The 12,127-nt window shown below is 69.4% G+C and carries 13 protein-coding genes and 1 pseudogene; 4 read left to right on the top strand and 10 right to left on the bottom strand.

The window, feature by feature from the left end:
- Window positions 1-85: 85 nt before the first annotated feature.
- Complete coding sequence (locus ACFZAU_RS14715; RefSeq protein WP_500552437.1) at window positions 86-751, top strand: GntR family transcriptional regulator; 666 nt, start codon at window positions 86-88, stop codon at window positions 749-751.
- A gap of 165 nt (window positions 752-916) precedes the next feature.
- Here ACFZAU_RS14715 and ACFZAU_RS14710 read toward each other — a convergent pair whose 3' ends face one another.
- On the bottom strand, window positions 917-1,912 hold the full coding sequence (locus ACFZAU_RS14710) for a nucleotidyl transferase AbiEii/AbiGii toxin family protein (RefSeq protein ID WP_500552436.1): 996 nt from the start codon (window positions 1,910-1,912) through the stop codon (window positions 917-919).
- Complete coding sequence (locus tag ACFZAU_RS14705) at window positions 1,909-2,568, bottom strand: hypothetical protein (protein WP_500552435.1); 660 nt, start codon at window positions 2,566-2,568, stop codon at window positions 1,909-1,911. The genes ACFZAU_RS14710 and ACFZAU_RS14705 overlap by 4 nt, the downstream gene beginning before the upstream one ends.
- Window positions 2,569-2,783: 215 nt before the next feature.
- On the opposite strand from ACFZAU_RS14705, the gene ACFZAU_RS14700 reads away from it, so the two are divergent.
- A complete protein-coding gene (locus ACFZAU_RS14700) occupies window positions 2,784-3,056 on the top strand; it encodes a hypothetical protein (RefSeq protein ID WP_500552434.1) in 273 nt (90 codons plus the stop codon).
- Window positions 3,057-3,176: 120 nt separating this feature from the next.
- Here ACFZAU_RS14700 and ACFZAU_RS14695 read toward each other — a convergent pair whose 3' ends face one another.
- The 4 genes from ACFZAU_RS14695 to ACFZAU_RS14680 form a co-directional block, all read right to left on the bottom strand.
- Window positions 3,177-3,935 (bottom strand): SDR family NAD(P)-dependent oxidoreductase, encoded by a 759-nt coding sequence (locus ACFZAU_RS14695; RefSeq protein ID WP_500552433.1) that lies wholly within the window; start codon window positions 3,933-3,935, stop codon window positions 3,177-3,179.
- A gap of 67 nt (window positions 3,936-4,002) precedes the next feature.
- Window positions 4,003-5,352 (bottom strand): MFS transporter, encoded by a 1,350-nt coding sequence (locus tag ACFZAU_RS14690; RefSeq protein WP_500552432.1) that lies wholly within the window; start codon window positions 5,350-5,352, stop codon window positions 4,003-4,005.
- A 110-nt stretch (window positions 5,353-5,462) separates the two neighbouring features.
- Window positions 5,463-6,047 (bottom strand): TetR/AcrR family transcriptional regulator, encoded by a 585-nt coding sequence (locus tag ACFZAU_RS14685; protein ID WP_500552431.1) that lies wholly within the window; start codon window positions 6,045-6,047, stop codon window positions 5,463-5,465.
- 280 nt (window positions 6,048-6,327) lie between these two features.
- Window positions 6,328-7,962 carry an ABC-F family ATP-binding cassette domain-containing protein gene (locus ACFZAU_RS14680; protein WP_500552430.1) on the bottom strand — a complete coding sequence of 545 codons (1,635 nt, stop codon included), beginning with the start codon at window positions 7,960-7,962 and terminating at the stop codon, window positions 6,328-6,330.
- Window positions 7,963-8,700: 738 nt separating this feature from the next.
- On the opposite strand from ACFZAU_RS14680, the gene rpmF reads away from it, so the two are divergent.
- Together rpmF and arfB are read left to right on the top strand one after the other, a co-directional pair.
- A complete protein-coding gene (gene rpmF, locus ACFZAU_RS14675) occupies window positions 8,701-8,877 on the top strand; it encodes a 50S ribosomal protein L32 (protein WP_500552429.1) in 177 nt (58 codons plus the stop codon).
- Window positions 8,878-9,055: 178 nt separating this feature from the next.
- A complete protein-coding gene (gene arfB / locus ACFZAU_RS14670) occupies window positions 9,056-9,487 on the top strand; it encodes an alternative ribosome rescue aminoacyl-tRNA hydrolase ArfB (protein WP_500552428.1) in 432 nt (143 codons plus the stop codon).
- 77 nt (window positions 9,488-9,564) lie between these two features.
- On the opposite strand, the gene ACFZAU_RS14665 is transcribed toward arfB, so the two are convergent.
- The 4 genes and pseudogenes from ACFZAU_RS14665 to ACFZAU_RS14650 all read right to left on the bottom strand — a co-directional run bounded on the left by ACFZAU_RS14665 (window position 9,565) and on the right by ACFZAU_RS14650 (window position 11,961).
- Window positions 9,565-9,795, bottom strand: a complete 231-nt coding sequence (locus ACFZAU_RS14665; RefSeq protein ID WP_500552427.1) for a DUF2283 domain-containing protein — start codon at window positions 9,793-9,795, stop codon at window positions 9,565-9,567.
- A gap of 115 nt (window positions 9,796-9,910) precedes the next feature.
- Window positions 9,911-10,120, bottom strand: a pseudogene (locus tag ACFZAU_RS14660) (IS5/IS1182 family transposase); the annotation flags it as partial.
- 33 nt (window positions 10,121-10,153) lie between these two features.
- Window positions 10,154-10,897, bottom strand: coding sequence for a GNAT family N-acetyltransferase (locus ACFZAU_RS14655; protein WP_500552426.1), 744 nt, complete (start codon window positions 10,895-10,897; stop codon window positions 10,154-10,156).
- 221 nt (window positions 10,898-11,118) lie between these two features.
- Complete coding sequence (locus ACFZAU_RS14650) at window positions 11,119-11,961, bottom strand: GNAT family N-acetyltransferase (RefSeq protein ID WP_500552425.1); 843 nt, start codon at window positions 11,959-11,961, stop codon at window positions 11,119-11,121.
- Between the last annotated feature and the right edge of the window lie 166 nt (window positions 11,962-12,127).

Raw genomic sequence — 12,127 nt, 5'->3', positions numbered from 1 at the left:
ACGTGTCGCCGACAGGTCGATACTCTGCCCAACGTCCGGTGAGGTCGACGCAGTAGGAGCGTCCAGGGAACCAGTGGAGGCCGAGATGCCGTTCAACGGGCTGCCGCAAGGATCCGTACCCAGGCTGCAGCGCCCCGGGCCCTTGCGGGAGCAGGTGTACCAGGCGCTGCTGGAGCTGGTCAGCTCACGGTCGCTGCATCCGGGCCAGCACTTGGTGGAGAGCGAGCTCGCGGCCCGTCTCGGGGTCTCCCGGCAGCCCGTGCACGAGGTGCTGCAACGGCTGAACACCGAAGGGTGGGTGGACCTTCGCCCCGCGCAGGGTGCCTTCGTCCACGAGCCGACCGGCGCGGAGACCGACCAGCTCTTCGTCGTCCGTGCCCTGCTGGAGACCGAAGGGGCACGCTTGGCCGCGGTCGGCTCGTCCGCCGACGGGCTCGAGCGGCTCGACGACCTGTGTACGACGGGCGAGGCGGCTGTCGCCGCCGACGACGTGGAGGGGGTGGTCGCCGCGAATGCCACGTTCCACGCCTGTGTCATGGAACTGGCAGGGAACGCGGTCCTCGCGGAACTGGCGGCACGCGTCGAGAACAAGGTGCGCCGCTACTACACGCCCGTCGTCCATCAGGCCTGGGCGGAGCACCGGGAACTGATCGCGGCCATCGCCGCCCGCGACGACACCCGCGCCCAGCAGGTCATGCGTGCCCACACCGAGGACGCCAGGATCCGCTTCCCCCCGCGGCCGGTCCGCTGACGAAGAGGGTCCCTGCCCCTCCAGCGCCAAGGCCGGCAGCTTCGCCGAGGAGATGAATGCCAGACGCTCCACGGCGTCCGCGCCGTACACCCGGTACCCCGCAGCGGTCCGTCACGGTCCGGTGACACGCTGTCTCGGATTGGGGTCCACCGCCCGGGCGGGCTCTCAGCCGGTGGCCCTGTCGAAGGTGCGCGTGACAGCGCGGACGAGCCGGTCCGCGTATTCTCGTTCGGCGTTCTTGTACTGCGGGTGTTCGGTGACGAAGTGTCTCCACTCCACGTACCCGACGGCCTCGGTGACGTCTTCGAGGCGGATGGTGTCGCGGTGGTACGGCCATTCGCCGGACAGCCGGAACACTTCGTGGAGGAGTTCGTAGGGCAGCGGGTGGCGTTCGGCCAGGAGTACGGCGTCGTAGAGGTCTTTGCCTTGGGCGTGCATGTCGTTGATCAGCCACATCAGTTTCCAGGCCAGCGAGAGTTCCGGTGTGGCCGCCTGCACGACGGCCCCGCCGGGCAGTTCGGTCGGCTCGGGTGGCTGGGGCAGGTGCTCGTTGAAGACGAAGTCGAGCTGGACGTGGCCGCCGGGCAGCCCGGGTGAGCCCCACGGCAGCACCATGCGGCGGCCCGGTACCCGCTCGTAGGTCCACATGTCCTCGACGACCGTGCCCCGTGCCGAGATCCCGACCTCACGGCCGCGTGCGTCGGCCAGCGACTGCGCCGCCGCGGCGATGCCGAGCAGCATCCGGTCCGTGCGGCCGTCGTCGATGCGCCGGGTGTCTGGGACGACGACGAAGTCCAGGTCGCCGGGCTCGCGGGCGGCGTCCGGGAACCAGAGCGACATCAGCACGCTGCCCCGCAGCACCAGGGCGTCCACCCACGGCGATGAAGTGATCGCGTCGAGCACGAGGTGCAGGGCCTCACGCCGGGCCGCCCGCCAGGCCTGGCCCCGCGTCGGATCCGTGAACCGCGGGTCGGTCGCGCGGTAGGCGTTTTGGTGGTGCTTCAGCGACGGGTCGAAGACGGGACGCTGCACCACGTCGTCTCCCGGCACCCAGGCGAGCGTCTTCGGCAGGTCCTCGGCTATGCGGGTGGCCTCGTCCAAGGGTTCGCGGGGCAACTCGGTGCTCTGCCAGCCGAATCCGTCCCATGCCGTCCCGCTCATGTCCGTGCCCTCACAGGCTCCTCGATCCAACCGTCGTCCACGGACAGGTCGCTGTCGTGGAGGACGAACTCCCGCTCCACGCTCAGCACGACGAAGGCGTCCAGTTCCGTCAGCAACCGCTCCAGCGCCTGCCCGGCCGCCTCGGCACCCACCGAGCGGCAGCGCTGCGTCACGAACCGCTCGTGCCGCGCGCCGTCCCGCACCCGCAGGGCGTTCCACGACAGATGGGCGCCGTGCGGCACCACCTGCGCCGCGAGCGCCGCCAGGTCGGTGTCGGCGTCGAGCAGCAGCTTCACATGGTGCTCGAAGTACCGTTCGTCGTCCTCGGCGAGCCGCGCCGGTACCTCCGCGGCCCACGGCGTCGACTCGGTCTTCACCCGGACCGGTTCGAAGCCGTCCGCTCGCAGCGCTGCCACGACGTCGCGTATGCGCGCCGTCTGCTCGACGTACGACGAGGAACCGGACAGCGTGAGCATGGGCTGCTCGCGCATCCGGCCGCGCGCCAGCACGATGTGCGTCAGTTTCAGGCCACCCGAAGCCGCCCACCGGCGCAGCCGTACCCACTCGTCGGGGTTGGCGCAGCGGACCGTCACATGCGATTCGTACAGGGAAGCGGACACCCACGGATCCTGCCAGACCGTGGCCGTGCGCGGCATCCGCGTTTCCCGGGGCGGTCAGCCGACGGCGCCCGGCGGATGCGGTGGGGCGGACCTGGGACCCCGGGTTCCGGCCGGACACGACTGGAGCCGGTCACCGCCGACGAGTGCCGGCCTGCTTCGGCGGCCGCATCCGCGTCGGGGGATCCAGGTGGGGCTTTTCCCAGTACGGTCGTTCACACGAACCGGCCGCGACGTGTACCCAAGAGGTTCAGATGCTCTACCAGAGCCCTGCTGACTTTTGCGCCGCATACGCCAGAGCGCACGACCGCGACAGAACCGATGAATCCGGCGCCGTGTCCACACTGGAAGAGGTGACCGTCGTCAGCGAAACGCCGGACACGGCGCGGATCGAGGCGCTCTGGTTCGCCTATGGCCACGCTCCGGACTCCGGGTACTACGACGTTTTTGAGCGCACCGCCTTCGTCCTGGTCAAGCGGGACGGCGGGTGGCGCCTGCAGTCCGAAGAAGTTCTCGGATACGAGTGACCATTGATGGGGTGTTTCCGCCAAAGTGGGTGCAGCCGCAGGGACGTCCAGAGTCCGTACGCCCGACCGAGTGGCGTGGAGCGTCGTTGCCGTGGCCGGGCGTCGACGGGCGAATGTTCGTCAGGCCGAGGCTCCGCTGTCGATGACCAGGTCGCTGCCCACGACCGAGCCGGCGGCGGGGGAGGCGAGGTAGAGCACCGCGGCCGCCACTTCATCGGCTTCCGCGAGCCGGCCGAGGGGGTTCTCCGTCTTCATCCGTTCCGCGCGGCCGGCCTCGGTCTCGCCGGGGCGCAGGGACATGGGCGCGTCGGAGGCGCCCGGGCTGACCGCGTTGATGCGGATGTTCTGGTGGATGTGGTCGAGGGCGGCGGCGCGGGTGAGCGCGGAGACCGCTGCCTTCGAGGCGATGTAGGCGGCGGCGTTCGGGATCCTCCGGTGTGCGCCCAGGTTGGCGGAGATGTTGACGATGGCGCCGCCTCCGTTGTCCTTCATGTGGGCCATCTCGTGCTTCATGGCCAGCCACACGCCGGTGACGTTGGTGCGCAGGACGGCTTCCCAGTCGTCTTCCTCGATGTCGCCGGCGGGTACGGCGCCGCGGAAGGTGCCGGCGTTGTTGACCGCGACGTCCAGACTGCCGAAGCGGGCGACGGTCTCGCGTACGAGGTCCCGGAGCTGCGTCGAGTCGGTGACGTCGGTGGTGATGGCGGCGGCGGTGCCGCCTGCGGCCTCGACGAGGCCGACCGTCTCGTCGAGGGAGGCCGCGGTGCGGCCCGCGGCGACCACGGACGCGCCTTCGGCGGCGAAGGCGATCGCGATCGCCCGGCCGAGGCCGGAGCCCGCGCCGGTGACGAGGACGGTCTTGCCGGTGAAGCGGCTCATTTCGGTGACTCCTTGGGATGTGAGGACACAGGGTCGTGGGTGAGGGGTGGGTGGCTCGTTCGAACGGCTACATGGTGCGGTGGTGGTGCAGGAGGGCCACGACGGCCAGCAGGGCGCCGGTCGCGGCCAGGGACAGTGCGTCGGTGCGGAGGGTGAGCAGGACGGCGAACAGGACGGTGGGGCCCAGTTCCATCGCGGTGTTCAGGACGCCGCCCGCGAGTCCGCTCTGCTGGTGAGGGACACCGTCGGTGGCGAGCACGGCGGATCCGGCGAAAGAGGCGGCAGCCCCGAGCGGCAGCAGGATGAGGCCGGGCAGCAGTCCGTATGCGTACGGAGCGTGCACCTCGAACCCGGTGAGGGCGAGGAGGACGAGCCCGGCCGCGGCTGTGCCGAGACCGGCGGCCGCGACGGTTCGGGGCCCGTACCGGTTGATCAGCGGACGTGCCGCGCGTCCCGAGGCGATCAGCGCCACGGCGAACGGCACGAAGGCGGCGGAGGTCTGCAGCTGCGACCATCCTCGGTCCTGCTGCAGGTGCAAGGAGAGGACCACGAACGTCATGCCGGTGCCGCACGCACTGAGCGCGGTGGCCGTCAGAGCCAGCGCCCGCCGGCGGTCGAGGAGGAAGCCAGGGGGCAGCAGCGGGTTCCGGGCCCGGTGCTCGACGTACCAGAACGCGGTCACCAGCGCGGTCCCGCCCAGCAGCGGCCCCAGGACACCCGCCGACAGCCAGGGCCGGGCGTCGGTGACGACGAATCCGTAGCTGGCGAGGGTGATCCCGGCGGTGGCGAGCAGCGCGCCCGGCAGGTCGAGCGCCGTGCCGAGGTTCGGTGTGTTGCCCGGCAGCAGCTTGGGGACGAGGGCGAGCGCCGCGACCGCCACCACGAGGGGCACGCCCAGGGCCCAGCGCCACGAGAGCTGGGACGCGATGACGCCGGAGAGCAGGTTGCCCGCCGTCGCCCCGAGCACGGACAGCCCGCCCCAGGTCGCCATGGCCCTGCCGTAGGCGGTGGGTGCGGGGAAGATGGTGCGCAGCACGGCCATGGCGGCCGGCGCGACGATCGCGGCGCCCGCGCCCTGGGCGAAGCGGGCGACGAGCAGGACCCCGACGTTCTGGGCGAGCGGGGCGACGGCGGAGGCCGCGGTGAAGAGGACGAGTCCCGCGGTGAGAGCACGCCGCCCGCCGTAGCGGCCGGCGAGGTTTCCGCCGAAGAGGACCAGTCCCGCGAAGGACAACCCGTAGGCGGCGCTCAGCAGGATCAGGTCGGCGTGACCGAGGCCGAACTCGCGGCCGATCTCGGGCAGGGGCACGGCGATGGCGGAGAGCGTGTATATCAGCGTGGTCTGCGCGCCGGCCAGGAGCACGAAGGCTCGTCGGTTCCACGAGGCGGGGGCGCGGGAGGTGCTGGGGGCGCTCATGGATCTTCCCTGAATATTTGACCGATCGGTTCAATTTGCGGGCGTGCGTCGAACGAGTCGGGCGACACGTTCGGCGACGGACCGTCCTGACGCACTCGACCCGGGTCGACCTAGTCCAACAGCGTCAACGCCTGTTCGGCCGCGCTCTGCACCCGCGTGTGATCGTTCGACGCCTTGCCGACGACCCGCATGCCCTGCATCAGGACGAGCAGCATCCGGGCCAGTGCGCGCGGATCACGGTCCTCCGGGAGCTCGCCCTGGGCCCGGGCCCGTACGAGGGCGGAGTACAGCGTGGTCTCCACGTGCTCCCAGCTGATCTCCACCCGGCGGGCGGCCGCGGGATCGCGCGGGGCCAGTTCTGCGGCAGTGTTGGTCACGAAGCAGCCGGTCAGCCGTACTTCCGGTGAGGTGGCTTCCGCGGCGAATCGGCGCACCACGGCGCGCACCGCCGGCAACGCCGGCCCCGGCTGGGACAGCTCCTCGATGACCGGCGGGTCGCGCATCTCGACGTACCGGTCCAACGCCTTCAGGTACAGCTCGTGCTTGCTGCCGAAGGTCGCGTAGATGCTCGCGCGGCCGATGCCGAGATGCTCGACCAGGTCGGCCATCGACGTCGCTTCGTAGCCGCGACTCCAGAACAGCTCAAGAGCCGACTGCAGCACGGCGTCCGGATCGAATTCCTTGGTCCTTCCCACACTCCGAAAGTAGACCTGTCTGGAACGATCGGTCAAATAGCTGGGGTGGTGACTGGATCTGGCGGGACCGCCGTGAGCGCTCGACCTCAGGATCGGGGACGGTGGGCCAGGCACTTGGCTCCACCTCCGCTGCGGGAGTTTTCCGGCGCGCCGTGCGGCCGCGCCCCGAACCCCTTCGCCCAACCCAAGGGGCGGGCGAAGGGGATTCTTGCTCGTGCATGGGTGCCTGACCTGCTCGGCGCACGGCCTCGGTGACGGAGCCGCTTCACGCGGTGGCGGTTCACACCGCCGGTGCCGCCGTCTCTTCGAGCGCCCCGTCGGCCAGCCGCAACCAACGGTTGATCCCGATCTCGGCGAGGAATCGCTCGTCGTGGCTGACCACCATGAAGGCGCCCTGGTACGAGTTGAGCGCGCTCTCCAGTTGCCCCGCGCTGACCAGGTCGAGGTTGTTGGTGGGCTCGTCGAGCAGCAGCAGATGCGGGGCCGGCTCCGCGCACAGGACGCAGGCCAGGGTGGCGCGCAGCCGTTCGCCGCCGGAAAGCACACCCACCGGCAGATGGGCCCTGGGGCCTCGGAAGAGGAACCGGGCGAGCAGGTTCATCCGCTCCGCCTCGGGCCGCTCCGGCGCGAACGCGGCGAAGTTCTCCGCCACGGTGCGGTCCAGGTCCAGCAGGTCCAGACGCTGTGACAGGTAGGCGATCCTGCCGTCATTGCGCTTGATCTCCCCGTCGAGCAGGGTGAGATCACCGGTGACCAGCCGCATCAGCGTGGTCTTGCCCGCGCCGTTCGGACCGGTCAGCGCGATGCGTTCGGGACCGCGGACACTGAGGTCGACGCCGCCCGCCGCGAACACGTCCCTGTCACCGAGGCGGGCCTGCATGCCTGTGCCCAGGAACAGGTTGCGGCCGGCGGGCACCTGGGTGCCGGGCAGTTCCAGCGTGAGGCGCTGCTCCTCGCGCAGCGCCCGTCCGGCCTCGTCGAGGCGTGCCTTGGCCTCGCTGACGCGGGAAGCGTGCATCGTGCCGGACTTGCCCGCGGCCTCCTGCGCGCCGCGCTTCATGTTGCCCGCGAAGATCTTGGGCAGACCGGCGTTCTTCAGGTTCTTGGCGGCGTTGCTCGCCCGGCGCTCGGCACGTTCTCGTGCCTGCTGCAGCTCCCGCTTCTCCCGCTTCAGCTCCTGCTCGGCGTTGCGGACGTTCTTCTCGGCGACCTCCTGCTCGGCGCGGACGGCCTCCTCGTACTCGCTGAAGTTACCGCCGTACAGGCGTAGTTCGTCGCTGCCGAGTGCGGCGATCCGTTCCATGCGGTCGAGCAGCGCACGGTCGTGGCTGACCAGGAGCAGGCAGCCGTTGAAGTCCGACAGCACGTCATAGAGCTTGTGCCGGGCCTGGAGGTCGAGGTTGTTGGTCGGCTCGTCGAGCAGGAGGACGTCGGGACGCTTGAGCAACTGGGCGGCGAGGCCGAGGGAGACGACCTGCCCGCCGCTGAGCGTGCTCAGGGTGCGGTCCAGAGTCAGGTCGGCCAGGCCGAGACGGTCGAGTTGGGCGCGGGTGCGCTCCTCGATGTCCCAGTCGTCGCCGATGGTGGCGAAGTGCTTCTCGTCGACGTCCCCGGATTCCACGGCGTCCAGGGCGCGGATCACTGCGGCGACGCCGAGCACCTCGGCGACGGTGAGGTCGCCGGTCAGGGGCAGGGTCTGGGGGAGGTAGCCGAGCGTGCCGTTCACCGACACCGAGCCGGCGACGGGCTTCAGCTCGCCGGAGATCAGCTTGAGCAGGGTGCTCTTGCCGGAGCCGTTGGGTGCGACCAGGCCGGTCCGGCCGGGGGTCACGGAGAAGGACAGGTCGTTGAAGACCGGGGTGTCGTCGGGCCAGGCGAAAGAGACGTTCGAGCAAACGACGGCAGCGTCGGACATGGGAGAAACCTCGGAGTGCTGAGGGCAGAGGGTAGACCTCTGCCCTGGGCAGACATGGAAGAAGAGGGGACGACGAAAAGGGCCACATCGGCAGCGCTCCCGAGCGCAGGCCGGCGGCCGTCAGATCCGGATCTCACCCGGAGATGTCGTCTTCACCCACCACGTCTATGACTCCTCTGGATACGTTCCTCGGTCACCGATCAGCTTAACAACACGCTCGCGCCTTCTGTCCACCGTCGCCCTCCCCGTGATCGCGACCGGCGCTCATGTCGCTGTTATCGCTCGCGGCTTGCCGTGCGGTGCGCTTGTTGCCGAAGCGACAGTTGGTGCGTGCGTGATAAATCGATGCTGCTAGGGTGGGCGACATGATCGAGGTCGACAGACTCTAGCCACCGAACTGCCGGTGGCTTTCAGCCGGATGGGCCATGGCCCGCATCGGTGACCAGCCGTCTGTCTCGCGTAGGGCACGAATCCATCCTGTGGGGTGCTGATCGCTCTACGTGCCCTCATCGGCACGTTCGTACCGTACCGACCTCGGTCCTCCGCGTTCCTTCCCGCCTCGCCGTGCCTTCGCCTGCCACCGCGCGCTTCTGCCTGTGGCCGCCTGGCCGTGGTGTCGCGAGCAGGCCCGCTCGGTGCGTCGTACCGCACCCCTCGACGCGTCTCCCCACGGTCCGTGGTCGGTTGTCCCGTCAGCGCCGCCGGCGTCCACAACCCTTCACGAAAGGCCCTCAGGCCATGCAGCACCGCACTTCACGTTCCCGGGCCCGTCACCGTCGTGCCCACTGGAAAGCCGCCTTGCCGGTACTCGCACCCTGCACGAATCCCGAGTGCGCCAAGCCCACCCCACCGCATCAGGCTTGCCGGCACTGCGGCTTCTACCGCGGGCGAGAGGTCTGTCGCCCGACGGACTGATCGCCCATGACGTGATCGGATCCTGGGTGGACGCCGTGCCCTCGACGGCGTCCACCCCACCGCCTGACCTGGTCACCGCATCGGTCGGGGTTTTCGCGGTGGTGGCGTTCCTTTCACCGGTGGTGATCCGCGGCGGGAAACGAATGACGAGAAGGCTGGAAAGAACGGCTACGGATACATGACCAGACATCCTTATGCCATCCGCGGTTCGGTGCTTCTTCCGGAGGACGAACTTGTGTGGAGGTTCTCTCATTCCTCAGGCCCCGGGGGAGCGCACGTCAACTGCAGCGACACGAAGGTGGAACTGCGCTTCGACCTCGCCAGGACTGAGGCGCTCCCACCGGAGTGGAAGGCGCTGGCCCTGGAGCGACTCGCGGGCAGGCTCATCAACGGGGTGATATCGGTGCGCTCGCAGGAGCAACGTTCTCAATGGCGCAACCGGGAGACTGCGGCCAAGCGGCTCGCGGCCCTGCTCACGGTGGCGACGGCCCCGCCACCGCCACCGCGCCGGACGGTGAAGGTACCGGCGGAGGTCAATGAGCGCCGACTGCTGCAGAAGAAGCGACGCGGCGCGACGAAGCGCGGCCGCACAGGAAGCGACTGGATCTGACGCGCCCTCCGGAAGCTGCTGTGGCTCGACCTGCCGCCATTCGCACCGCGGTCCCCGCCAGGGCGGTACCAGCCTGTTCAGGAGCCTTCGGCGTCCAGCCGCTCCGCGGACTGGAGCAGGTACGCGGGCAATTTCGAACTGGCTGCCAGTACCTCGATGCCAATGAGGCGACCCTGTTCGTCGAAGTCGAGGTTGATCATGCCGTCGACGTCCAGCGGATCGCAGGGATACATGCGCGCGGACTTCACGCGGGCCCGCGGTTCGGTGAGGTACACGTACGCTGCGTTCACGGTCTTGTCGTAGGTCACTCTGACATCTGCCACGCGAGGAACTCCCTTGCTGTCGCTTACTGGCGGCGCTGTCCTGGACGAGGGCTCCAGGCCGCACCCTGCGCAGGCTGACGGGGCGGAAGCGTAGGGCCAGGACGGCCGGGACGGCCCTGATGATGTCGGTGATGTGGGTGGCGCTGCAACGGAGTTCGCTAAGGAGCCGCCAACTCTCCGGGGCGGCGTCGGCCCGCTCGCCGACGGCGCGGACCTTGGCACGGGAGGAGGTCACCGCCTGCTTGCCGGTTTGGCGCGCGCTCCATCGGCCCAGATAGGGCACCCGGATCGTCCCCGGTGCTGCCTGGTACCACTGTTGCTCTTCCGTGCAGGGGCAGTCACGCTAAACGGGACAGGTGAAGAGGCGGTACTGCGAAACCTCGACGAAGCCGAATCGCCGGTACAGCGGTTCGCCGGCCGGGCTCGCGGCAAGTGCTGCCAGCCGCATCCCACGATCCTGTCCCACGCGGAGCGCCGCCGCGGTCAACGCCGTGCCGATGCCGAGTCGGCGGTGCGTCTCGGCCACATGGACGATGAAGATCCCGGCCACGTCGTGGGCCGTGATCACCACGGTCGTCCCGACGACACGGTCCTCGAGGACCGCCGCCAGGCGGACGATGTCCGCGTTGTCCCGACGTTGTGACTCGATCCGAACGATGTCGGACTCGAGGCCCGGGGCGACACCCATCGAGGCGCTGTAGGTGCGGACCAGCTCCCGCAAGCGGTCGTCACCGGTCACCACTTCGATCCGCAGGGCGGGCGACGGTTCCACCGGCTCCACCACCTGGTCGAGCGGTCTGACCATCACCGGGATCGTCGTGAGCTCCTCCGCGCCGTGCTCGGCGAGGGCTGCCGACGTGCCCGTAGGGCTGTCCGGGCCGACCCACCACCACCAGGCCACTCCGGCGAGGTGTTCTCGCGCGGTGGCAGTGATCTGCTCGACCCTGTCCAAGGAGCGCACCCTCACCACTCCGTTGAACTGCGGTTGCGCCAGCCCACTGCGGAACCAGTCGGTGTCACTGTCACTGGGTTCCGCCACGCCCCATCCGGTCAAGTACTGGCGGAAGTTCGCGGTCACGTCGGCCATGCTCCCGGGATGCCAAAGGCCATGCGGTTCGCGCTTGCCCGGCATCGGGCCTGCCACGGACGGTTCGCCGACTCCGCTTGGTACGTTCGTCATGGATGTTACCTCTGCTTGTCGGGCCGGTTTCACAGGCACGCTTTTCCCACCGTGTGATCCAGCCGTCGGGTCGTTGTCTCCGCGCCCGGCCGTTGCCTGCGGCCGTCGACGGCGCAGGATCTGCGGTGTCAGGACAGCACGATGCGGAAGTCCGAGACGGTGCGGTATCCGACGCGTCGGTACACGCTGTTGCTCGTCGGATTGGCGAGGTCGGTGAAGAGGAGCACGTGCTCCGCACCGGCGTCACGCGCCGCTTGGGAGACGGCTGCGGTGACAGCGGCGCCGTAGCCCCGGCCGCGTTGTTCCGGCAACGTGTAGACGGGGGTGAGGCGAGCCGCGCCGGCCACCACCGACGTCATGGCGGCCATGGCCACCGGTTCGTCCTCCACCATCCACAACCGCCAGCCGCCCCGGCTCAGCCGCTCGTCGATGAATGCGTCGAGATCGGCCCCGAGCGAGCCGGCTTCGGTGACGAAGCGAGTACACCAGTCGTGGAGGAGCACCCGGTCGTCGTCGGTGGCCGTCCGCGGTGCCCCCGGTGGTGCGAGGGCAGGGCGTACAAGCCCGTCAAGGCGGTAGAGGCGCAGGTGAGGCCCGCTCTTCGGCTGGGAGCCGGTGGTCGTCTGCCACGCTTCGGAGAAGGCACGGGCCGAGGAGTCGTCGGCCACGAGCTGTGTGAACGGCTGGGTTCCGGTGGACAGGACATCGGCCAGCTGTGCCGCCGCGTCCTGGGACAGACGGCTCGCTGCCAGCAGGTGCGGTGGCATCCACACGAACGCGGCCGTCGTCGCCGTCCCGTCCGCTTCGCGCCACCAGCCCAGCACCGTGGGCGGGGTCTTGCCCTCGGACCGCAGTCGCTCGATCGTGTCGAGACCGGACAGCAGCATGGTGTGCCAGTCGGGCCGGGCGGCGAGAAACGCCCCCGCCTTGGAACGAAACACTTCAGGTTCGTCCGTGATGAACCAGGTCACGAGAATCTGTCTCCTGCTCGCCCGGGGCGCGGTAGAAATGCACAACGCATCAGGGTGTTCCAGGATGTGGGACCGGGATTCCGCCCAATGGCGTCGAGGATCACTCTAGTTCACGGTGCGCAGCACAGTGATCGTCATCTTGCTCATCCGTGCAAGGATTCGCCTG

The organism is Streptomyces sp. NPDC008238, from assembly GCF_042956445.1.
Classification (GTDB): Bacteria; Actinomycetota; Actinomycetes; order Streptomycetales; family Streptomycetaceae; genus Actinacidiphila.
This window is presented reverse-complemented; position numbering and strand designations above follow the sequence as displayed.

Bases quoted from the DNA above. Each gene is read 5' to 3' on its own strand.
- arfB (WP_500552428.1), top strand. From the start codon at position 9,056: ATGACCAGACATCCTTATGCCATCCGCGGTTCGGTGCTTCTTCCGGAG.
- ACFZAU_RS14705 (WP_500552435.1), bottom strand. From the start codon at position 2,568: ATGCCGCGCACGGCCACGGTCTGGCAGGATCCGTGGGTGTCCGCTTCC.
- rpmF (WP_500552429.1), top strand. From the start codon at position 8,701: ATGCAGCACCGCACTTCACGTTCCCGGGCCCGTCACCGTCGTGCCCAC.
- ACFZAU_RS14690 (WP_500552432.1), bottom strand. From the start codon at position 5,352: ATGAGCGCCCCCAGCACCTCCCGCGCCCCCGCCTCGTGGAACCGACGA.
- ACFZAU_RS14700 (WP_500552434.1), top strand. From the start codon at position 2,784: ATGCTCTACCAGAGCCCTGCTGACTTTTGCGCCGCATACGCCAGAGCG.
- ACFZAU_RS14695 (WP_500552433.1), bottom strand. From the start codon at position 3,935: ATGAGCCGCTTCACCGGCAAGACCGTCCTCGTCACCGGCGCGGGCTCC.
- ACFZAU_RS14680 (WP_500552430.1), bottom strand. From the start codon at position 7,962: ATGTCCGACGCTGCCGTCGTTTGCTCGAACGTCTCTTTCGCCTGGCCC.
- ACFZAU_RS14715 (WP_500552437.1), top strand. From the start codon at position 86: ATGCCGTTCAACGGGCTGCCGCAAGGATCCGTACCCAGGCTGCAGCGC.
- ACFZAU_RS14710 (WP_500552436.1), bottom strand. From the start codon at position 1,912: ATGAGCGGGACGGCATGGGACGGATTCGGCTGGCAGAGCACCGAGTTG.
- ACFZAU_RS14655 (WP_500552426.1), bottom strand. From the start codon at position 10,897: ATGGCCGACGTGACCGCGAACTTCCGCCAGTACTTGACCGGATGGGGC.